Annotated in this window: 18 protein-coding genes and 1 pseudogene; 7 read left to right on the top strand and 12 right to left on the bottom strand. The window is 62.5% G+C overall.

Translation table 11 applies throughout. The features are described from left to right. Positions 1-67: 67 nt before the first annotated feature. Entirely contained in the window at positions 68-361 is a 294-nt protein-coding gene (locus J3P75_RS08720) for a hypothetical protein (RefSeq protein ID WP_003226812.1), read from the bottom strand. A 57-nt stretch (positions 362-418) separates the two neighbouring features. Then, entirely contained in the window at positions 419-1,024 is a 606-nt protein-coding gene (locus J3P75_RS08715; RefSeq protein WP_203418894.1) for an arylesterase, read from the bottom strand. A gap of 10 nt (positions 1,025-1,034) precedes the next feature. Between J3P75_RS08715 and J3P75_RS08710 the strand changes: the two genes are divergently transcribed. The 3 genes from J3P75_RS08710 to greB are packed head-to-tail and all read left to right on the top strand — an operon-like array spanning position 1,035 to position 4,754. Then, positions 1,035-1,718, top strand: coding sequence for an ABC transporter ATP-binding protein (locus J3P75_RS08710; protein WP_090284986.1), 684 nt, complete (start codon positions 1,035-1,037; stop codon positions 1,716-1,718). Further along, positions 1,718-4,222, top strand: a complete 2,505-nt coding sequence (locus J3P75_RS08705; RefSeq protein WP_434709943.1) for an ABC transporter permease — start codon at positions 1,718-1,720, stop codon at positions 4,220-4,222. Before J3P75_RS08710 ends, J3P75_RS08705 begins: the two co-directional genes overlap by 1 nt. 34 nt (positions 4,223-4,256) lie before the next feature. After that, positions 4,257-4,754: a transcription elongation factor GreB gene (greB, locus tag J3P75_RS08700; RefSeq protein ID WP_434709942.1), complete on the top strand. Its 498-nt coding sequence runs from the start codon at positions 4,257-4,259 to the stop codon at positions 4,752-4,754. 6 nt (positions 4,755-4,760) lie between these two features. On the opposite strand, the gene J3P75_RS08695 is transcribed toward greB, so the two are convergent. From J3P75_RS08695 to J3P75_RS08685, 3 genes are all read right to left on the bottom strand, one after another. Further along, positions 4,761-5,069, bottom strand: a complete 309-nt coding sequence (locus J3P75_RS08695) for a hypothetical protein (RefSeq protein ID WP_090284993.1) — start codon at positions 5,067-5,069, stop codon at positions 4,761-4,763. A 248-nt stretch (positions 5,070-5,317) separates the two neighbouring features. Then, complete coding sequence (locus J3P75_RS08690) at positions 5,318-5,752, bottom strand: DoxX family protein (RefSeq protein ID WP_093099599.1); 435 nt, start codon at positions 5,750-5,752, stop codon at positions 5,318-5,320. Positions 5,753-5,864: 112 nt separating this feature from the next. After that, a complete protein-coding gene (locus J3P75_RS08685; protein WP_434709941.1) occupies positions 5,865-7,286 on the bottom strand; it encodes a transglycosylase SLT domain-containing protein in 1,422 nt (473 codons plus the stop codon). Between the two features lie 224 nt (positions 7,287-7,510). On the opposite strand from J3P75_RS08685, the gene J3P75_RS08680 reads away from it, so the two are divergent. From J3P75_RS08680 to J3P75_RS08670, 3 genes are all read left to right on the top strand, one after another. Further along, complete coding sequence (locus J3P75_RS08680; RefSeq protein ID WP_434709940.1) at positions 7,511-8,317, top strand: TatD family hydrolase; 807 nt, start codon at positions 7,511-7,513, stop codon at positions 8,315-8,317. A gap of 216 nt (positions 8,318-8,533) precedes the next feature. Beyond that, on the top strand, positions 8,534-10,015 hold the full coding sequence (locus J3P75_RS08675; protein ID WP_434709939.1) for a methyl-accepting chemotaxis protein: 1,482 nt from the start codon (positions 8,534-8,536) through the stop codon (positions 10,013-10,015). A gap of 147 nt (positions 10,016-10,162) precedes the next feature. After that, entirely contained in the window at positions 10,163-10,528 is a 366-nt protein-coding gene (locus J3P75_RS08670) for a terminase (protein ID WP_203418902.1), read from the top strand. On the opposite strand, the gene J3P75_RS08665 is transcribed toward J3P75_RS08670, so the two are convergent. From J3P75_RS08665 to J3P75_RS08655, 3 genes are all read right to left on the bottom strand, one after another. After that, entirely contained in the window at positions 10,529-11,323 is a 795-nt protein-coding gene (locus J3P75_RS08665; RefSeq protein WP_434709938.1) for an acyl-CoA thioesterase, read from the bottom strand. Between the two features lie 231 nt (positions 11,324-11,554). Next, the gene (locus J3P75_RS08660; protein ID WP_434709937.1) at positions 11,555-12,325 is read right to left on the bottom strand and encodes a CHAD domain-containing protein; all 771 of its coding nucleotides are present in this window, start codon (positions 12,323-12,325) and stop codon (positions 11,555-11,557) included. 68 nt (positions 12,326-12,393) lie between these two features. Then, the gene (locus J3P75_RS08655) at positions 12,394-12,672 is read right to left on the bottom strand and encodes a hypothetical protein (RefSeq protein ID WP_090285007.1); all 279 of its coding nucleotides are present in this window, start codon (positions 12,670-12,672) and stop codon (positions 12,394-12,396) included. Positions 12,673-12,885: 213 nt separating this feature from the next. On the opposite strand from J3P75_RS08655, the gene J3P75_RS08650 reads away from it, so the two are divergent. Continuing rightward, positions 12,886-13,923: a patatin-like phospholipase family protein gene (locus J3P75_RS08650; RefSeq protein WP_203418905.1), complete on the top strand. Its 1,038-nt coding sequence runs from the start codon at positions 12,886-12,888 to the stop codon at positions 13,921-13,923. A gap of 127 nt (positions 13,924-14,050) precedes the next feature. Here the strand turns inward: J3P75_RS08650 and J3P75_RS08645 are convergent, their stop codons facing one another. The 4 genes and pseudogenes from J3P75_RS08645 to kdpB all read right to left on the bottom strand — a co-directional run bounded on the left by J3P75_RS08645 (position 14,051) and on the right by kdpB (position 20,409). Then, on the bottom strand, positions 14,051-14,749 hold the full coding sequence (locus J3P75_RS08645; RefSeq protein WP_434709936.1) for a response regulator: 699 nt from the start codon (positions 14,747-14,749) through the stop codon (positions 14,051-14,053). A gap of 48 nt (positions 14,750-14,797) precedes the next feature. Further along, positions 14,798-17,449, bottom strand: a complete 2,652-nt coding sequence (locus tag J3P75_RS08640; protein WP_434709935.1) for a DUF4118 domain-containing protein — start codon at positions 17,447-17,449, stop codon at positions 14,798-14,800. A gap of 127 nt (positions 17,450-17,576) precedes the next feature. Continuing rightward, positions 17,577-18,122 (bottom strand): potassium-transporting ATPase subunit KdpC, encoded by a 546-nt coding sequence (gene kdpC, locus J3P75_RS08635; protein ID WP_434709934.1) that lies wholly within the window; start codon positions 18,120-18,122, stop codon positions 17,577-17,579. A 233-nt stretch (positions 18,123-18,355) separates the two neighbouring features. After that, a pseudogene (kdpB, locus tag J3P75_RS08630) lies at positions 18,356-20,409 on the bottom strand (potassium-transporting ATPase subunit KdpB). Between the last annotated feature and the right edge of the window lie 14 nt (positions 20,410-20,423).

The following is a 20,423-nucleotide window of genomic DNA, read 5'->3' as shown; positions in this document are numbered from 1 at the left end:
GCGCGCGATTGTACACCGCGGCACGGGAATTCGGGGAGGTAGCGCCGCTATAGGCGACAGGGTGCGTTCAGAGCTCGAAACGCAGCTCCGGCCAGATCGGCGAGGTGCCGCGCTTCTGCGATTCGAGAATGGCCCGGCACAGCGAACACAGACGCTGATCCTGGAACACCCGGCGATCCACACTCGACCAGCGCGGTTGCGCCGGCAGCAGACTACCGCACAAGGTGCGATCGGCCGAACCGCCAAGCTCGAGCTGACGAGTCACCAGATGCACCCGCACTTCCTGGCAGGCGAACAGATCCAGCTGTTCGTCTGGCTCGATCAGTTGGTAGGCGAACAGGGACCAGGCAGGACGCGGCATCGGGGCCTCCGAATAAGGGGGCGCCACATTAGCCGAAAGCCTGCCGCTAGAAAAGCCTCATAACAGCGGTTTTAGCGTCGGCCAGACATTTTCCAGCAACTTGCCCTGAGCCCCGGCTGCCGGGTGCAGACCGTCAGCCTGCATCAGGTCCGGATGGCCGCCGACGCCTTCGAGGAAAAACGGTACCAGCGGGATGTTTTTCTCCTCCGCGAGCTTGCCGTAGACCTCGGCAAACGCATCGGTGTAACGCTTGCCGTAATTGGGCGGCAATTGCATGCCGAGCAACAGCACCTTGGCGCCCACCTGGCGAGAGCTGTCTATCATCGAGGCAAGATTTTGTTGCAATTGCGTTGGCGGCATTCCACGCAGGCCGTCGTTACCACCCAGCTCGAGGATCACCAGCGCCGGCTTATGCTCTGCAAGCAGCGCCGGCAGCCGCGCCTGGCCTCCTGCGCTGGTGTCGCCGCTGATGGAGGCATTGACCACTTTGTCGTCGAAACCCTCCTGTTTGAGCCGTTGCTCGAGCAACGATACCCACCCCAGACGGGTATCCAGTCCGAAACCGGCGCTGATACTATCGCCAACGATCAGGACCGTACCCGCCGCTGCGTTCTGGGCCATGCACATCAAGGCCAGGCCAGCACTCAAAAACCACACTCGCATCGGATTCTCCATGGGCGCAAGCATTCTCACCGCGAAGGACCTCAGCAAAGTGGTAGCCAGCGCGGAAGGTGAACTGACTATCCTGCACGAACTCAGCCTGGAACTGAACAAGGGCGACAGCCTGGCCATCGTCGGCGCCTCAGGTTCGGGCAAATCCACCCTCCTCGGCCTGCTTGCCGGTCTCGATCTGCCGAGCAGCGGCGAAGTGGTGCTCGCCGGACAAGGCCTGAGCAATCTCGACGAAGATCAGCGCGCGCGCATTCGCGCCGAACATGTCGGTTTCGTCTTCCAGTCGTTTCAATTGCTCGACAGCCTCAATGCACTGGAAAACGTCATGCTGCCGCTGGAACTCGACGGCCGCAAAGATGCCCGCGAGCGCGCGACGCAATTGCTCGAGCGTGTCGGTCTCGGTCAGCGTCTGACCCACTCGCCGCGCCAGCTCTCTGGTGGTGAGCAGCAACGCGTCGCCATTGCCCGCGCCTTCGCTGCCGAACCCGACGTGCTGTTCGCCGACGAACCGACCGGCAATCTCGACAGCCACACCGGCGAGCGCATCAGCGATCTGCTGTTCGAGCTGAACAAGGAGCGCGGCACGACTCTGGTGCTGGTGACCCACGACGAACGCCTGGCCCATCGTTGCCGGCGCCTGATCCGCCTTGAAGCCGGGCGACTGGTCGCCCCTCTGGAGCCTTGATGGTGCGCCTGCCGCTGTTGCGTCTGTGCAGTCTCGCGATTCGCCAACTGTTGCGCGATGCCCGCGCCGGCGAGTTGCGCGTGTTGTTTTTTGCGCTGGTGGTGGCCGTCGCGGCGAGTACCGCCATCGGCTACTTCGGCGCCCGCCTGAATGGCGCCATGACCCTGCGCGCCACCGAATTTCTCGGCGCCGATCTGGTGCTGGAGGGCAGCTCACCAGCCCGCGAAGAACAGATCAGGAGCGGCACCGAACTGCGCCTGCAGCATGCGCAGGTGGTGGAGTTCTCCAGTGTTGTCGCGACCGACAACGGCATTCAGTTGTCGAGTATCAAGGCCGTCGACCGCGCCTATCCGTTGCGCGGCGAACTGAAAAGCGCTGCCGCACCCTTCGCGCCCGAAGAAGTGGGCGGCGAACCGCAACCCGGCGAAGCCTGGGTCGAGGCACGCCTGCTGACTGCACTGGATCTGAAAATCGGCGACAGCATCGACGTCGGCATGAAATCCCTGAAGCTGGCGCGGGTGCTGACCTACGAGCCGGATCGCGCCGGCAACTTTTACAGCCTGACGCCGCGAGTGATGATCAACCTCGACGACCTCGCCGCCACCGGTGTGGTGCAACCCGGCAGCCGGGTCAGTTACCGCGAACTGTGGCGCGGTGAACCGCAGGCGCTGGAAACCTATCGGCAACTGATCAAACCCGGGCTCGCCGCCAATCAGCGCATTCAGGATGCTCGCGATGGTAACCGGCAGATCGGCGGTGCCCTGGGCAAAGCCGAGCGTTATCTGAACATGGCCAGTCTGGTCGCGGTGTTATTGGCCGGTGTGGCGGTGGCGCTGTCGGCCAATCGGTTCGCCAGTCGCCGTTTCGATGCCAGCGCCTTGCTGCGCTGTCTCGGCCTGTCGCGGCGCGAAACCATGCTGTTGTTCAGTATTCAACTGACGGTCCTCGGCCTGCTCGCCGCCCTCAGCGGTGCGCTGCTGGGTTGGCTGGCGCAACTGGGCCTGTTCGCATTGCTGCATGATTTGCTGCCGACCGATGTTCCGCCGGGCGGCCTGTTTCCGGCGCTTGCCGGGATCGGCACCGGGCTGGTGGCATTGGCCGGGTTTGCCCTGCCGCCGCTGGCCGCACTGGGTCGCGTGCCACCGCTGCGGGTGTTGCGCCGCGACATGCTGCCGATTCCGTCGAGCACCTGGATGGTCTACGGCGCCGCCTTGGGCGCGCTGGGCCTGATCATGTGGCGGCTGAGCCTGGATCTGTTGCTGACGTTTGCCCTGCTCGGTGGCGGTGTGGTGGCGGCGCTGGTCTTGGGTGGCTTGCTGTTACTGTTGCTGCAAAGCTTGCGGCGCATGCTCGCCCGCGCCTCGTTGCCGTGGCGATTGGGCCTTGGCCAGTTGCTGCGTCATCCTTTGGCAGCGGCGGGTCAGTCACTGGCATTCGGTCTGATTCTGCTGTCGATGGCCTTGATCGCCCTGCTGCGCGGTGAACTGCTCGACACCTGGCAGAACCAGTTGCCGAAAAACGCGCCGAACTATTTCGCGCTGAATATCCTCCCGGGCGACAAACAAGCCTTTACCGATCACCTGATCAAAGTCTCTGCGCAAGCCGCGCCACTCTATCCGGTCGTGCCGGGGCGCCTGATCAGCATCAACGGCGAAGCGGTGCAGCAAATCGTCAGTAAGGATTCGGCGGGGGATCGTGCGATTCAGCGGGATTTGAGCCTGACCTGGGCGGCGGACTTGCCGGCCGGCAACAAGCTCACCGCCGGGGAATGGTGGAAGGATCAGCCCGGCGACGACGTGCCGGGTGTCTCGGTCGAAGGCAAAGTCGCCGAAAGCCTCAAGCTCAAACTCGGCGATCACATGGTGTTCAGCGTCGGCGGGGTCAACCGTGAAGCGCGGGTGACCAGCCTGCGCGAGATCAACTGGGACAACTTCCAGCCAAACTTCTTCATGATCTTCCAGCCCGGCACCTTGAAGGATCTGCCTGCGACGTACCTGACCAGTTTCTATCTGGCGCCGGGTCATGATCAGCAGATCGTCGAACTGTCGCGGACCTTCCCGGCGGTAACGATTCTTCAGGTCGAGGCGTTGCTCGAGCAACTGCGCAGCATCCTCGCCCAAGTCACTCTGGCGGTGGAATACGTGTTGTTGTTCGTTCTGGCGGCGGGGATGGCGGTGCTGTTTTCCGGCTTGCAGGCGACGCTGGATGAACGCATTCGCCAAGGTGCGCTGTTGCGTGCATTGGGGGCCGAGCGGCAATTGCTGATCAAGGCGCGGCGCATCGAATTCGGCCTGCTCGGTGCGGTGAGCGGTTTGCTCGCGGCCATCGGTTCGGAAGTAGTGAGCCTGGTGTTGTATCGCTTTGCCTTTGACCTGCCGTGGCATCCGCATCCGTGGTTGCTGGTGTTGCCATTGATCGGTGCGGTGCTGATCGGCGGTGCCGGTGTGTTCGGTACTCGTCGCGCGCTGAACGCCAGCCCGCTGACAGTGTTGCGCGAGGGTTGATAGACTTCGGCGGTCTCTCTCACAAGAAGTTGCCATGAGCCGTTATCGCCCTCCCCGCACCGCCGGCACCGCGCTGATCACCCCAGAAGGTGAAGCGCGGATGCGCGCCGAATTCCATGAGTTGTGGCATGTGCGCCGCCCCCAAGTGACGCAAGCGGTCAGTGAGGCGGCGGCGCAAGGCGATCGGTCGGAAAACGCCGAATACACCTACGGCAAGAAGATGCTCCGCGAGATCGACAGTCGCGTGCGCTTTCTCACCAAACGGCTGGAAGCGCTGAAAGTCGTCAGCGAAAAACCCAGCGATCCGAACAAGGTCTATTTTGGCGCCTGGGTGACCATCGAAGACGAAGACGGCAAGCAATCGCGCTACCGCATTGTCGGCCCGGATGAACTGGATCTGAAATTCGGCCTCATCAGCATCGACTCGCCGCTGGCCCGCGCCTTGATCGGCAAGGCGCTGGACGCGGAAGTCCGGGTACAGACGCCGACAGGCGAGCAGCTGGTTTACATCGTGGAGATTGAATATCGGTAAAGCGCTTCAGCGCCGGGTGATCAGGCCCTGCCGCGCTACGCGGGTCAGTTGCTTGATCATTTCCGGCGCTTGTTCCGCGCTCGGCGCCTGAATCACCGCCAGATCGAAACTGTCACTGGCAAACCGCGCCAGCGACTCACCGTCGTCAACAAACTGGATCAGGAACGCGGCAGGACCGCCGCTGCGACGTGGCCAGCCATCCAGATAGCGCAACAGCGTCGGTTGGTGTTTGCCGCCAAGCAGGATTTTTGGATTGCGCTGGGTGATGTGCGCCGTGATCGGTGCGGGACGTGCTGGAGGGCGTAGTGCATTCATCGTGTCGTGTCTCTGCCTCAAAAGTCTGCATGGCAGGTGAGAGGCAACACCGAACCAGCGCTTTAGCGGTATTTCGAAGCCCTGTTCCGGCTTCTGACGGCAACTGATTGAGTCACCTGGCGCCCCGCAAGTAGCTGTTTAAATCGGCGCATGGGCAACATCCTAGATAACGTGACCGACCAGTGTCAAGAATCGCCCGCAACAAAAAAGGCCCGCACAATGCGGGCCTTTGCCTTGAGTTAGAGCGCTCAACCGGCGATGGCGCGATCCGCCGAGAGTTTGCCGGCGCCTTCGATCAGCACCGCGATGCTGCCGGCCAGCAAGGCCAGGGCGAACTCGTAACCGTTGTTGGCCATGAACAGACCGTTGCCGATGTGCACCGAGAAGATCGCCACCAGCGAAAGGAACGCCAGACCCAGCGCCGCCGGACGGGTCAGCAGGCCGATGATCAGTGCCAGACCGGCGAAGAATTCGGTTCCGCCAGCCAGTGTTGCCATCAGGTAGCCCGGAGTCAGCCCGATGCTTTCCATCCATTGGGCAGTGCCCGCCAGACCGTAGCCACCGAACAGGCCGAACAGCTTCTGCGAACCGTGGGCGGCGAAGATCACGCCGACAACGATGCGCAGGACAGTCAGGCCGTAGCCAGCGCGGGTAAACAGTACTTTGTTGATCAGAGAGCTCATGGGGCGTTCCTTGTTGTTGCGAGAGGTGGTATGTGTTGGTTGGCCGCTATATTAATCAATAAATTTCATGTTAAAAGCGCAAAAAATCCGCCATACCAATCGATTTATCAGATCATTTTCGGGAGACGACTCTTTGCGAGCCGGGCTCCAACGACTCCCGTTCCCGGTCGTACGCCAAATAGTACTTGTTCACGCTATTAACATAGCTGACGGCGCCCATCCCCACTTGCTCCATGGCAATGCGCTCGACTTGAAAGAACCATTGATTGGGGTTGAGCCCGCGACGCCGGGCTTCGGCGCGCATGCCCTGCACGCGCTCGGGGCCGATGTTGTAAGCCGCGAGCGTGAAGGCCATGCGCTCACGCTCGTTGAGCTTGGGGCTGCTGAAGAACTTGCGTCGGATCATCGCCAGGTACTTGGCCCCGGCCTGCACATTGGCATCGAGATTCTGGATATTGCTGACGCCGACGCGCTGGGCTGCCGACGGCGTGATCTGCATCAGGCCGGTCGGGCCGCTGCCGCTGCGGGCATTGGGTTGCAGACGCGATTCCTTGAATGCCAGCGCCGCCAGATTGAGCCAGTCCATGTTCTGCGCCTGGGCGTGTTTCTGCAGGGTCGGGCGCAGTTTTTCCAGACGCTGGCGGTCGGCCTTGGCCAACGGATAGTGAACCTGGTACAGGCGTCGATAGATGCGCAGAAATGCGGCGTCTTCGTTCGACGGTTTCTTGTAGCCGCTCAGAAAGCGATCGATGCTGGCGCGCAACATCGAGGCATCACGGCGCACGAACCAGTGCTCCTCGCCCGGCTCGCTGATGACCAGTTGCCGGTCCAGGCGCAGCTTGGGCAGGATCTTGCCCCAGCGCTCGGCAATCGGTTGCTCGACGATGGTCAGGTGAAAAATCCCGCCCTGGACCATTTCCAGCACGTCTTCCACGGCGAGCGTCGGATCGACCCATTCGATGTTGATCGGCGCGAGTTTGTGCAGCGCCAGTTTCTGATTGAGCTGACTGACCGCCTCCCCCGCCGCGCTGCCGGTGGGCAACGCCAGGGTCTTGCCGGAGAGTTGTTCGACCTTGGTGTAGCGCCGCTGGCCCTTGATCCCGACCAGTACCAACGGCACGTCGCGGGCGATCGGCTCGCTGCTGGAAACCGCATAGCCACCCGGCAAGTCCATCAATTCACCGGGGGCAACCATGTCGCCTTCGCCACGCTGCAACGCGCCGAGCAACTGGTCCTTGGCCTTGGGAATGATCTTCAGGGTGACTTCCTGACCGTCGCGGGCATGGCCATTGAGGTATTGTTCGAAGGCGCGCAGGCGATGGTATTCGACGCCGATGGCCTGGCCTTGAACCTCACCGGAACTGTTGCGGCTCTGATTGACCAGTACGCGCAGGACGCGGCTGCTGCGGATCTCCGACAAGTCACGGACCTTGGCAGCCGGCACCGCCTGCAGCGGCCCGGGCAGGCGCGCAACCGCCGTCAGCGGCAGCAGCAGCGAGGCGCACAACAGCAGCAAAACCGAGGGACGATGCATCCACTCTCCGAAAAGAATACGGGGTGATTTCTTTTGAAATCACCGACGAAAACAGAGCGCCTGGAGCGCTGGTAAAGTGCGAGAGACTGGCACAGTGATGGCATTGCCGCCACCCTGGAACTCTCGCGGCCTCAACAGACAGCCATAAGTCGTTGTAGTTCTTGGCTTTTCTTATGAATCTACAGCTCTGGTATGCTTTCCGGCCTTCGGCCCGAGGTAGCACCATGCAACTCATCGATATCGGCGTCAACCTGACCAACCCCAGTTTCGCCGACAAACACGCGGCGGTGCTTGAGCGCGCCTACGCGGCCGGCGTCTGCCAACTGGTGCTGACCGGCACCAGCGTCGAAGGCAGCGAACAGGCGCTGGAGCTGTGTCAGCAACTGGATGCCAGCGGCCAGCGGCTGTTCGCCACCGCCGGCATTCACCCGCATTCGGCCAGCGACTGGAATGCCGACAGCGCGCGACGCCTGCGCAGCCTCCTCAACGAAACCAATGTGGTCGCGGTGGGTGAATGCGGGCTGGATTTCAACCGTGACTTCTCGCCGCGCCCGCAGCAGGAAAAAGTCCTCGAAGAGCACTTGGCGCTGGCCGTCGAGCTGCAATTGCCGGTGTTCCTGCATGAGCGCGATGCCAGCCAGCGCCTGCTGGAGATCCTCAAGGACTTCCGCGATCAGCTACCTGCCGCCGTGGTGCATTGCTTCACTGGCGAGCGCAAGGCGCTGTTCAGTTACCTGGACCTCGATCTGCACATCGGCATCACCGGCTGGATCTGCGACGAGCGCCGTGGCACGCATCTGCACCAACTGGTGAAAGAGATCAAACGCGGGCGCTTGATGCTGGAAAGCGATGCGCCTTATCTGCTGCCACGCACGCTGCGGCCGAAGCCGAAAAACGGCCGCAATGAACCGGCCTATCTGACTGAAGTGCTGCGCGAAGTGGCGCTGCATCGTGGTGAGAGCGAAGAGGATCTGGCGGCGCATACCACGGCATGTGCACGGGCATTTTTCAGCCTGCCCACCCTCAACTGACACAACTCAAGTCCCATGTAGGAGTGAGCCTGCTCGCGATAGCGGTGGGTCAGTCAATAAATTTTTTGCCTGACCCACCGCTATCGCGAGCAGGCTCACTCCTACATAAAAGCGGGACCGCGTCGTCTGTTGATTCATATCAAGGTCTTCGCGCCTACATAGCGGCACAATAATGGCACCTTGCCAAAACTGTTTCCGCTATCAGAGAAGACCTCCATGGGTGCCTGGCTTAGCAATATCTCGCTGAAATACAAATTCTGGGCGGTCAATGCGGTCGCCTTTGTTACCACCCTGCTGCTGGTGTTGTACGCCGTGCAGCTCGAACAACAGGCTCGCACTCACGCCGCTCAAGCCTCCGCGCAGGCTCAGGCGCAATTACTCAAGGCTTGGCCGTCGGGCCAGCCGCTGCCCAAAGTAGAGCATGTGCTGACCTTCAAACACGGCGAAGCACCGCGGCTCAACGGTCAGCCGCTGCTGGAAATCACCGGCAGCAATGGCTGGAACGAGATCAACGCCCTGCCCTTGTTCGGCGAGAATCCGTTGCTGGGCGCCGAGGTGTTCAGCCGCGCCGACGGCGAGCAGGTTGCGGTGATCGCCTACGGGCCGAGCCTGAGCCAGGTGTTCAGCGAGCGTTTTGCCCATTACGCGGTGGCGGTGTTCATCCTGATGCTGGCAATGCTCGGCGCGTCGCAATTGCTGATCCGCTTTTTGCTCAGCCAGCTCAACACTCTCAAAGACGTCATGCTGCATGTCGAGCAAAGCGGCGATCTCAGCGCGCGGGTGCCGCTGGCTGGCAAAGATGAAGTCGGGCAAATGGCGAATGCGTTTAACGCCATGCAGGCCGGTTATCAACGTGTGGTCAGCACCGTCGCCAATACGGCGCGGCAACTGGATGTCGGCGCAGCGCGGCTGGCGTCGAGCATGAACGAGGTACGTCACGGCATGCTCGGCCAGCAGAGCGAAACCGATCAGGCGGCCACCGCGATCAATGAAATGACCACCACGGTTCACCACATCGCCCAACACGCTGGCGCCACCCGCGACCTGTCGAAGACCGCCGATGGCCTGGCCGGCAGCGGTCAGCAAGTGGTCGCCCGGGTGCAGCATTCGATCGCCGGTTTATCCAGCGGCGTGCAGCAGACCGCGCAAATGATTCAACGCCTCGCCGAAGACAGCCAGAAGATAAACGGCGTGGTCAGCGTGATTCACAGCATCGCCGAACAGACCAATCTGCTCGCCCTGAACGCGGCCATCGAAGCCGCGCGCGCCGGTGAGATGGGCCGGGGTTTTGCGGTGGTCGCCGACGAGGTGCGCAACCTCGCCAAACGGGTGCAAACCTCGACTGACGAGATCACCACCATGGTTTCCGCATTGCAGGCCGGCACCCGCGATGCGGTAGATTTCATGCAGGAAAGTTCGTACAAGGCTGACGATTGCGTGCAGCAGGCGCAGGAGGCTGGCGAGGCGCTGGCAGACATCACCGGAGCGGTGGCGCAGATGCGCGAGAGCAACACGCAGATCGCCGTGGCGGCGGAACAGCAGAGCCAGGTTGCCGAGGAAATGAACCGGGCGGTGGTGAGCATTCGTGACGTGACCGAAAACACCGTGCAGCAGACGGTGGATTCGGCGACCACCAGTAATGAGTTGGCGACGTTGGCCGGGGAACTCAACAAGGTCATAGGTCAGTTGAAACTCTGATGGCCCTGCTAGCGATGGCGCCAGCCGAGACAACATCAAATTCTGCGATGACGCCTATCACTTCAATAGCCAACCTTGATTCGCCGCCCTGCGCGCCCGGGCCTATTCTTCAACCATGAGTTCAAACATGGATCGAGGAGTAGCAACATGGGCAAACGTCACCCCAACCTTCCCGCGTGGCAATGGCGCGCCTACCCGGGCAATCATCAGCACCCGACCAATCTGGTGTTGCATCTGATTGCCGTGCCGCTGTTCATCGTGGCGTTTCTGCTGATCGTGTCCGGGGTGTTCAGCCTGAGTCTGGCGAGCGTGGCCATCGGCGTGATCGGGATTGTCGCGGCGCTGGCTCTGCAGCGCCACGGCCACAGCCTGGAGGCGCAAGCCTCCGAGCCGTTCAGTGATCGCAAAGATGCGGTATCGCGTTTGCTGGTCGAGCAGTTTCTGACCTTCCCGCGATTCTTCCTGAGTGGCGGCTGGTGGCGCGCCTGGCGTGAGCGCCACCGCCGGCATTGATCAGGCGAAGATCGTTACGGTTTGCCGACTCATGGCAATCAACTCGCCTTTCGCGCTCCACAGCTTGGCCGCGACATGGCCATAACCGTCGGCGGCGTATTCGATATCGGCCAGGTACTGGCACCAGTCCAGCGTGCTCAAATCGTGTAACGGCTGCACGAACTCGATGGTCCAGGTCAGCGTGCTGCCCGGTGCAGGTTTCTTCAGATACGGCAACAGCGCCGGCGGCCAGGCATCGACCAGAGCCAGCAGATGCGTCTCGTTGACCGGCTCCTCTTTGACATCCCCACGCAAGCGCACCCAACCGCCCATCAAGCGCGACGCAATGCCGGTGAACGGCATGCCGCCGACGCTCCAGCGCATCGCCAGATGCCGCATGAATTCCGGCGTTACGCCTTTGATGTACGGCAGCTCCTGGCAATCGTCCCATTGGTTCATCGACGGCGCCGGATACGCTTCAACCGTTACCTGCGAAGGCCGCGAGGCACCGAAGCTGCCTTGCACGATCGTCACCACCTGCCCGTTCTGCAACGCCCGGCCCAACACCTGGCTGACGGCTTTGCCTTCACGCAACACTTCGACTTCGAAGCGCACCGGCACGCCCGGCTCGACCGGACCGACGAAGGTAATCGCCAGCGAACGCACCGGGCGCTCCGCCGGCACTTTGCCGCGCATCGCCTCATATTGCAGCGCAGCCACCAGGCCGCCAAAACTGGCCCGGCCCTGACCCCATTCGGCTGGAATCGTCACTTCAGGTTGTTGGCGGACAGCATCGAGCAGATCGCAAAAGCGCATGGCAACCTCGGCAAGCGGAAAAGGAATGCGCGGATCTTAACCAGACCCGCCGCGCGCCGCAGCGTCTATTCCGGTCAAATGGGCTGACAGAAAGGCCTAGGTTCCATATACAGCCCAAAGCCCTCTGTAGGAGTGAGCCTGCTCGCGATAGCGGTTTGACATTCAACGATGTGTTGGCTGACAGATTGCTATCGCGAGCAGGCTCACTCCTACAGGGGGATCGGTGGTGGTTCAGGAAGACTTGAAGCAGTCGGCATCGAGCTTTTCCAGCACTTGATCAGCCTTCAGCTCTGCCTTGATCAGCCCCGCCTGCCAAGTGGCGACACACGGTTGCAGATCCGCTTCCAGTTCGGCCTTGGCCAGCCACTGCCAGCAATCATGCCAGTCACCCAGCGCACCCTGTGCAGACTTCGAGCGCTTGTAGGCCGCGGCGGGCAAACGGTTCAGCTCGGGATAGGCTTCGATGCCATAACGCACGCGTTTGATCAAAAGGCGCAGGCGATGACGGTCGTGGGCGGGATCGTGCAGTGCCTCATCGAGCTTTTGCCATTGCTTGCCCAAGCGTTTTTCGATGCGCTTGTCCAAGCCTTTGAGCAGGCCCTGACGCTGGGAAGCGCGCAGGAAACGCGGAAACGCATCGAGGATCATCATCAACGACGCCACTTCGTTGCTCGCAGCCAACGCTGGATAGGCCTCGGCCATCTGCGCCATGCGACGCTCGGCGGCTTGCGGCTGATCATGTTTGAGCAGGTACGCCGCCAGCACTTCGCGATCGCGCCACGGCGTGGTCAGTTCACCGACGGCAGACGCCGCGCCTTCAAGCTGCTCGACACCCGGCAAGCCGCGTAGCGGCCGCAACAGACTGCGCAACCGTCGCACCGTGGTACGCAAATCGTGCAGCGCCTCGGGATCGGTCCTCGCCGTCATACGCGCCTGACAAGCCAGCAGTCGCACTTCCAGGCTCAGAATATGAGCCACTAACCGGTCAACCAACGCGGACATCGTTTGCTCCTTCAAATGGCCGAGGCTCAGGCATCAAAACCTCAGCCCCAGAGTGCTCCGTCAGCGGATTAGCGCCCCGCGCGGGATTCGCGGATGTAAAAACGTGCTTTCTCGGCTTTCTTGCTGCAGCCTTCAAAGCCTTCGAATTGCTGTTGAGTCTTGGCCGCGGTCAGCAGTGACAAGGCTTTGGAATAACTGACGGTGCCGGCAAAGCCTTCGGCCTTGGCCAGGTCCAGCTCGTGCCAGGCGGCGTCGAGCTGGCTGCCGCAGCTGTCGCGGTAAGCGGTTTTACCGGCGCAACCGGCCAATGCCAGCGCCAACAACGGCACACAGATCCAGGCTTTCATCAATCACACCTCAAAGTAGGTCAACAATCGTGCAGGTAAGACGGTCAGGCGGCGAAAAAGTGCCTTGCCGGCGCATGAAACAAGCGGCTGAAGGATAGCGCTGAAGCGCGAGGCAAGGGCAAAAAAACGACGTCACCGCCATGCTCAGCGACCTTGGCGATTGAGCCTGCTCGGCGATCAGTGCATTGTGCAGGCTTGCCGGGAGGAAGCTGGATGAAAAAACGTGTCGCACTGGTGTTGGGTTCCGGTGGCGCCCGGGGCTATGCCCATATCGGCGTCATCGAAGAAATCGAGAAACGCGGTTACGAAATCGCCTGCATCGCCGGCTGCTCGATGGGTGCGGTGGTCGGCGGAATCTACGCCGCGGGCAAGCTCGACGAGTACCGCAACTGGATCGAACGCCTCGACTACCTCGATGTGCTGCGACTGGTCGACGTGAGCTTTCGCCTCGGCGCGATTCGCGGCGAAAAGGTCTTCGGGCAGATCCGCAAGATCGTCGGCGAAATCAATATCGAAGACTTGCGCATCCCCTACACCGCCGTCGCCGCCGACCTCACCAACCAACAGGAAATCTGGTTTCAGGAAGGCTGCCTCCATCAGGCAATGCGCGCCTCGGCGGCGATTCCCAGCCTGTTCACGCCGGTGATGCAAGGCAATCGCATGCTGGTCGACGGCGGCATTCTCAACCCGTTGCCGATCGTGCCGGTGGTGTCGAGTCACTGTGACCTGATCATTGCGGTCAATCTCAACGCGACCAACCAGCGCCAGTACAAACTGCCGGTCATTGAGCGCCCGCCAGCGTTCCGCTCGCGTTTTGACAGCTTGATCAATTCGCTGGGCTCGAAGCTGCCGTTCCGCCGCAAACAGGCCGAACAATTACTCAAGCTCGAACAGGAAGCGCTGCGCGCCGAGGCGGCGGCCATCAATCCCTGGCTCGAAGGCGCCGAACCGGAAAGCCAGCAACCGGCCGCCGCGCCCGAGCGTGAAGGTGCGCCAAAATCCGCCACCGGTTCGTTCATCATCGACAACGTCGGGCCGGCCTCGCTGCTCGATCTGATCAACCAGAGTTTCGAGGTCATGCAAACCTCGCTGGCGCAGTACAAGATCGCCGGGTATCCGCCGGATATCCTGATCAACGTGCCGAAACGCGTATGCCGGTTTTTCGAGTTCTACAAGGCGCCTGAGTTGATCGCGCTGGGGCGCGAGATCGCCAGCGATACGCTGGATCGGTATGAGCAGGAGCAAGGCTGATCGACTGAGAAATCTCGATTGAATGCAATGCCCTCATCGCGAGCAGGCTCACTCCTACAAGTGGAATGCATTCCAAATGTAGGAGTGAGCCTGCTCGCGATGAGGCCAGAAAAGACAACACAACTACCTACAGGCTGTGCTCATTCAACAGGCGATAGCCAACCCCGGCCTCGGTGAGGATGAATCGCGGCCGCGTCGGATCATCCGCGAGTTTCTGGCGCAGATGCCCGACCACGATCCGCAAGTAATGGCTGTCCTCGGTATGCGTCGGCCCCCAGATATCCTTGAGCAATTGCTGCTGGGTGATCACCCGCCCCGGATGCCGCGCCAGTTGCGCCAGCACCGCGTATTCCTTGCGGGTCAGCGCCACTTCGACGCCGTCGAGCAGCACTCGCCGATAAGCCAGATCCACGGTCAACGGGCCGAAGCTCAACGCGGCCTGCTGCGCCTCCCCCGCCGGTGCCTGACGCAACAAGGCGCGAACCCGGGCGAGGAATTCCTGAATGCCGAACGGCTTGGTCACGTAGTCATTGGCGCCGCCATCCAGCGCCTCGACCTTCTGCCCTTCGCTGGCGCGCACCGACAACACCAGCACCGGCGCCGTGGCCCATTCGCGAAACTCGCGCAGCACTTGCTGGCCGTCCATGTCCGGCAGGCCGAGGTCGAGCACCAGCAGGTCGGGTTTGTTCAGCGCCGCCTGGGCCAGGCCTTCGGCACCGGTGCCGGCCTCAAGGACTTTGTAGCCTTGAGACGCCAGGCTGATGCGCAGGAACTTGCGGATCTGCGGCTCGTCATCGATGACCAAAATGGTCGCGGTCTGGCTCATGAATTCACATCAACAGAAAAGAGTGGCAAGAGAGTAGCGCAGTCGGATTCAGGCTTCACCGTCCATCCCCGGCTGCGTCTGCAACGGCAAGTGCAAAGTGATGCAAGTACCGCGGCCATCGATACCGTCGGCAACGCTGATGCGCCCACCGTGCGCACCGACCATGCCCTGACAGATCGCCAGCCCCAGACCCGTACCCTGACCGCCACGATCACCGCGGGCGGCGGTGTAGAACATGTCGAAGATCTTCGCCCGCTCGTCTTCGGGAATCCCCGGCCCCTCGTCGCTGACCGAGAAAAAAATCTCCTGATCATCCGCACCCGCGTTGAGTTGCAAGCGGCCGTGAACGGGTGAAAAGCGCGCGGCGTTTTCCAGCACGTTGACCAGCGCCTGCTCGATCAGCGCCGCGTGCACGTACAGCAGCGGCAACTCGGCCGGCACCTCGGTGCTGACCTGCAACGGCGCGAGCACCGCGCGCAAGCGATTGAGCGAACTGCCGACGATGTCTGCCGGCGACACCCAGTCACGCGCCAGTTTCAATGCGCCGTGGCCGAGCCGGGTCATGTCGAGCAGGTTCTGGATGTAGCGGTCGAGGCGTTCGGCCTCATCGCGGGTGCCTTCGAGCAGTTCGCGACGGTCCGCCAACGGGATCGCTTCGCCGAGCGCCAGCAGACTGTCGATGCTGCCGCGCATGGCGGTCAGCGGCGTGCGCAGATCGTGGGACACCGAGGCCAGCAAGGCACTGCGCAATTGCTCGGTTTCGCCGTGCAGGCGCGCCGCTTCCAGATCGTCCGCCAACTGCGCGCGCGCCAGTGCCTGCGCCAGCGGCTGACTCAACGCAGTGAGCAGGCGACGGCGCTGGCCACTCAGGGTCTGGCCTTCTTTTGCGCAGACGCCAAGCAGCGCCAACGGTCCGTCCTCGACCGACAGCGGCCACCACCACCAACGCCCGAACGGCAGCGTGCCGGTGCCCATGCCCGCCGGTTGATCGTGCTGCCACGCCCAATCGGCGGCGGCGCGCTCGGCCTCGGTGAATTGCAGCGGGCCGCCGGTCTCGACTTTCCAGCCGCCCTGACCGTCGCGATTGAGCAGGCACAGTTGCAGATCGTTCCAGCCATTGAGGTGCTGCGCCGCGGCGCTGACCACGGCCTGTCGGTCGGTGGCGGCAGTGAGTTTGCGCGACAGGTCGAGCAGTTCGCTGGTTTCCTCCTGGGTATCGCGCAACGCCTGCAACTGTCGGCGCTGGCGCGCTGCGAGATTGCCGGTGAGCGCCGCCATCAGCAGGAAAAACAGCAAGGTCAGCACGTCTTCTTCGCGCTGAATGCTGAAGGAAAAATTCGGCGGAATGAACAAGAAATCGTAAGTCAGAAACGACAGCGCCGCACACGCCAGCGACGGGCCGAGACTGCTGCGCACCGCCACCAGCAACACCGCCGCGAGAAACACCAGCGAGATGTTCGGCAGCGGCAACACGCTCGATACCGCCCATGCCAGTGCCGTCGCCAATAGCGTCGCAACCAGCGCCAGTGCGTAGTCGAACCACACCAGCGTCAGTGGATTATGCGGACGCGGTTGCTGCGGTTGTTCATCACTGTCGAGGACGTTGATCTCCAAGCCATGGGCCTGACGCAACAGCCGCGCAGCGAGTCCCCCGCCGAACAGACGGCGACGCAGACGTGGCCGCGACTGGCCGACCAGCACCAGACTGGCGCGACGTTCGGCGGCGTGCTGGATCAGGGTCTTCGCCACTTCCCCAGCACGCAACAACACCACTTCGCCACCGAGGCGTTCAGCCAGTTGCTGAGCACTTTGCAGGCGCAGGCGCGATTGCTCGTCACGCACGCTGCCGTTGTCGACATGCACCAAACTCCACGGCAAATGCCGACGTTGAGCGACGCGACTGGCGTGGCGCACCAGGCGCTCAGCCTGGGCATCGCCATCGACGCCGACCAGCAAGCGCCCGCGCACCGCCGGCGCGGCCTGACCGAGCTGGCGATAACCCTGCGCCAGATCGTTATCGACCTGTGCGGCGGCGGTTTGCATCGCCAGTTCGCGCAACGCGGTGAGGTTGGTCTGGGTAAAAAAGGCGTCGATGGCGGCGCGGGCTTGCTCTGGGACGTAGACCTTGCCTTCGCGCAGACGCTCGAGCAATTCACGCGGGGGCAGGTCGATCAGCAGCAGTTCGAAGGCTTCTTGCAGAACCCAGTCCGGCAGGGTTTCGCGGACCTGCACACCGGTGATGCCGCGCACCTGATCGTTAAGGCTTTCCAGATGCTGGACGTTGACCGTGGTGAAGACGTCGATGCCGGCGGCGAGCAGTTCCTGAATGTCCTGCCAGCGCTTGGCGTGACGGCTGCCGGGGGCGTTGCTGTGTGCCAGCTCGTCGACCAGCACCAGCTTCGGTCGCGCCGCGAGAATGCCGTCGAGGTCCATTTCTTCGAGCATCACGCCACGGTATTCCGAGCGCAGCAGCGGTTGCTGCGGCAGGCCGCCGAGCAGCGCTTCGGTTTCGGCGCGGCCGTGGGTTTCGACCACCCCGGCAAGGACTATCACGCCTTGGCGAAGTTGGCTGTGGGCGGCCTGGAGCATGGCGTAGGTCTTGCCGACACCGGGCGCGGCGCCGAGGAATACCTTCAGCCGGCCACGGCCGTCACGGGGCAGGTCTGCTAACAGCGCGTCGGCGCGGCCGGAGTCGCTCATGCTGGGTCTCTTTTTCTGGTATTGATGCGGTGACGGTGATGCCGCCATCGCCAGCAGGCTGGCTCCCACAGGGGAATGTGGTCTCCTGTGGGAGCCAGCCCTGCTAGCGAATGGCGGCGCCGCCGATTCAGAGCTTTTGCAGCGCCATGTTCAGCGCCAGCACATTCACCACCGGTGGCCCTACCAGCGGCTGTTCGATGTGCGCATCGAGCAGTTGCTGCACGGTCGACAACGGCAGATTACGCGCCTGCGCGACACGCGCCAGTTGATAGGCAATTGCCGCCGGTGGCAAGTGTGGATCGAGGCCGCTGGCCGAGGTGGTCAGTAACGCCAGCGGCACAGGGCCCTGACCGGGAACTTGCATTTTGTGGGCCTCGTCGATCACCCGTGTGGCGAGCGCCGGGTTGCTCGGGGCGAGGTTGCTGGCGCTGCTGGAAACGGTGGCGAAGGCGCCGGCGGATGGCCGTGGATGGAACCACGCGTCGCCGCTGAAATCCTGGGCGATCAGTGAGGAGCCGCGGACTTTGCCGTCGGCGTCACGGACCAGACTGCCATTGGCTTGCTCGGGGAAGGCCACCTGGGCAATGCCGGTGACCACCAGTGGATAGGCGATGCCGGTGACCAGGGTCATCAGCACCAACAGGCTCAGGGCCGGACGTAGCATTGTGGACATTTGTAGATCCTCGAATTCGTTGGGCAAACTTTTGGTGGGGTGTCAGGGCGATCTTTTCCCCCTCACCCCAGCCCTCTCCCCCAAGGGGGCGAGGGGGAAAGGGAGCCGATCTTCATGCTTTTCAAAACCCGGACTCGACTCGGTATCTCAAGTCGGCGTATCTCTCGCAAACACCTCGGTCAGTCCCCTCTCCATCCGGGAGAGGGCTAGGGTGAGGGGCTCTTTTCTAATCGTCACACCAGGTGCAACGCCGTGAGCAGCATGTCGATCGCCTTGATTCCCACAAACGGCACCAGAATCCCGCCCACGCCATAGATCAGCAGATTGCGCCGCAGCAACGCCGCCGCACTCGCCGCCTGCACGCGCACGCCGCGCAGTGCCAGCGGAATCAGCACGACGATGATCAAGGCGTTGAACACAATCGCCGACAGAATCGCGCTCTGCGGACTGGTCAGATGCATGATGTTCAGCACGCCCAGTTGCGGGTAGATCGCGGCGAATAGCGCCGGCAGGATGGCGAAGTATTTGGCCACGTCGTTGGCGATGGAAAAGGTCGTCAACGCGCCACGGGTCACCAGCAATTCCTTGCCGATCTGCACCACGTCGAGCAGCTTGGTCGGGTCGCTGTCGAGGTCGACCATGTTCGCCGCTTCGCGTGCCGCTTGCGTGCCGTCATTCATCGCCATGCCAACGTCAGCCTGGGCCAGCGCTGGCGCGTCGTTGGCGCCGTCGCCGCACATCGCGACCAGGCGACCGTCGTTCTGCTCGTGACGAATGCGCGCGAGTTTCTTCTCCGGTGTGGCTTCGGCAAGCACGTCATCGACGCCCGCTTCCGCAGCAATCGCCGCAGCCGTCAGCGGGTTGTCGCCGGTGACCATCACCGTGCGGATCCCCAGTTTGCGCAGTTCGGCAAAGCGCTCGCGAATGCCCGGTTTGACCACGTCCTTGAGATGGATCGCACCGAGCAGTTTTCCGTCGGCACAGACCAGCAACGGCGTGCCACCGCTCTGGGCGATCTTGTCGATCTCCCGCGACAGCGCCGGGGCCAGATCGGCGCGTTGCTGGCCGAGGAAAGTCAGCAACGAGTCCACCGCGCCCTTGCGATAGACGCGGCCCTGATAGTCGATACCCGACAAACGCGTTTCGGCACTGAATGGCACCACCGTGAGGACTTCCAGCGCCGGCTCAGGCTGCGGATGCAGACCGCGCAGGTACTCGACGATGGATTTGCCTTCGGCGGTTTCGTCGCCCAGCGAGGCAAACAACGCGCCCTCGGCAAGATCACGCGCCGACACACCCGGCGCGGCGTACACCGCGCTGCAACGACGGTTACCGAAAGTGATGGTGCCGGTCTTGTCCAGCAGCAGCACATGCACATCGCCCGCCGCTTCCACCGCGCGACCGGATTTGGCGATCACGTTGAGGCGCACCAGCCGGTCCATCCCGGCGATACCGATGGCTGAGAGCAGGCCGCCGATGGTGGTTGGAATCAGCGTGACCAATAACGCCACCAGAAACACCAGCGGCAGGCTGCCGTTGGCGAAGTGGGCGAACGGTTGCAGGGTGACCACCACCAAAAGGAAGATCAGGGTCAGGCCGATCAGCAGGATATCCAGCGCGACTTCGTTGGGAGTCTTCTGGCGTTTCGCGCCCTCGACCAGCGCGATCATGCGATCGAGGGTCGATTCACCGGGGTTGGCGGTGATCCGCACCAGCAACCAGTCGGACACCAGTCGCGTATTGCCGGTAACCGCCGAGCGATCACCACCGGACTCACGGATCACCGGCGCCGATTCACCGGTGATCGCCGCCTCGTTGACCGCTGCGATCCCTTCAATCACTTCGCCGTCGCCGGGAATCATTTCCCCCGCTTCGACACGCACCACATCACCCTTGCGTAGATTGGCGGCAGGCACCACCTGGAAGCTGCCATTGGCCTGCCGGCGCCGGGCGCTGAGGCCTTCGCTGCCGGCCTTGAGGCTGTCGGCGCGGGCCTTGCCGCGCCCTTCGGCCAAGGCTTCGGCGAAGTTGGCAAACAGCACGGTGAACCATAGCCACAGGGCGATTTGTGCAGCCACCAAAGTCGGCACATTGGCATCGGGGATGAAGCACAGCACCGTGGTGAAAATCGCGGTCAGTTCGACCACCAGCATCACCGGGGAACGCTTCAGTTGCCGTGGATCAAGCTTGACGAACGCTTGCACCAGCGCCGGGCGCCACAAAGCCGAAATCGCGGTTTTCGCTTGTTCCGGCGCTTTGGCAGCGACGGGTTTAATTGCAGGCATATTCATCGTCAGCTCC

The organism is Pseudomonas sp. R1-1, from assembly GCF_051132135.1.
Taxonomy (GTDB): Bacteria; Pseudomonadota; Gammaproteobacteria; order Pseudomonadales; family Pseudomonadaceae; genus Aquipseudomonas.
Note: the sequence above shows the minus strand (reverse complement) of the source record. Positions and strands in the feature narration are given on the sequence as shown.

Bases quoted from the DNA above. Each gene is read 5' to 3' on its own strand.
- J3P75_RS08660 (WP_434709937.1), bottom strand. From the start codon at position 12,325: ATGTCCGCGTTGGTTGACCGGTTAGTGGCTCATATTCTGAGCCTGGAA.
- J3P75_RS08715 (WP_203418894.1), bottom strand. From the start codon at position 1,024: ATGCGAGTGTGGTTTTTGAGTGCTGGCCTGGCCTTGATGTGCATGGCC.
- J3P75_RS08640 (WP_434709935.1), bottom strand. From the start codon at position 17,449: ATGAGCGACTCCGGCCGCGCCGACGCGCTGTTAGCAGACCTGCCCCGT.
- J3P75_RS08665 (WP_434709938.1), bottom strand. From the start codon at position 11,323: ATGCGCTTTTGCGATCTGCTCGATGCTGTCCGCCAACAACCTGAAGTG.
- greB (WP_434709942.1), top strand. From the start codon at position 4,257: ATGAGCCGTTATCGCCCTCCCCGCACCGCCGGCACCGCGCTGATCACC.
- J3P75_RS08675 (WP_434709939.1), top strand. From the start codon at position 8,534: ATGGGTGCCTGGCTTAGCAATATCTCGCTGAAATACAAATTCTGGGCG.
- J3P75_RS08670 (WP_203418902.1), top strand. From the start codon at position 10,163: ATGGGCAAACGTCACCCCAACCTTCCCGCGTGGCAATGGCGCGCCTAC.
- J3P75_RS08705 (WP_434709943.1), top strand. From the start codon at position 1,718: ATGGTGCGCCTGCCGCTGTTGCGTCTGTGCAGTCTCGCGATTCGCCAA.
- J3P75_RS08645 (WP_434709936.1), bottom strand. From the start codon at position 14,749: ATGAGCCAGACCGCGACCATTTTGGTCATCGATGACGAGCCGCAGATC.
- J3P75_RS08655 (WP_090285007.1), bottom strand. From the start codon at position 12,672: ATGAAAGCCTGGATCTGTGTGCCGTTGTTGGCGCTGGCATTGGCCGGT.
- J3P75_RS08650 (WP_203418905.1), top strand. From the start codon at position 12,886: ATGAAAAAACGTGTCGCACTGGTGTTGGGTTCCGGTGGCGCCCGGGGC.
- J3P75_RS08690 (WP_093099599.1), bottom strand. From the start codon at position 5,752: ATGAGCTCTCTGATCAACAAAGTACTGTTTACCCGCGCTGGCTACGGC.
- J3P75_RS08680 (WP_434709940.1), top strand. From the start codon at position 7,511: ATGCAACTCATCGATATCGGCGTCAACCTGACCAACCCCAGTTTCGCC.
- J3P75_RS08685 (WP_434709941.1), bottom strand. From the start codon at position 7,286: ATGCATCGTCCCTCGGTTTTGCTGCTGTTGTGCGCCTCGCTGCTGCTG.
- J3P75_RS08710 (WP_090284986.1), top strand. From the start codon at position 1,035: ATGGGCGCAAGCATTCTCACCGCGAAGGACCTCAGCAAAGTGGTAGCC.
- J3P75_RS08695 (WP_090284993.1), bottom strand. From the start codon at position 5,069: ATGAATGCACTACGCCCTCCAGCACGTCCCGCACCGATCACGGCGCAC.
- J3P75_RS08720 (WP_003226812.1), bottom strand. From the start codon at position 361: ATGCCGCGTCCTGCCTGGTCCCTGTTCGCCTACCAACTGATCGAGCCA.
- kdpC (WP_434709934.1), bottom strand. From the start codon at position 18,122: ATGTCCACAATGCTACGTCCGGCCCTGAGCCTGTTGGTGCTGATGACC.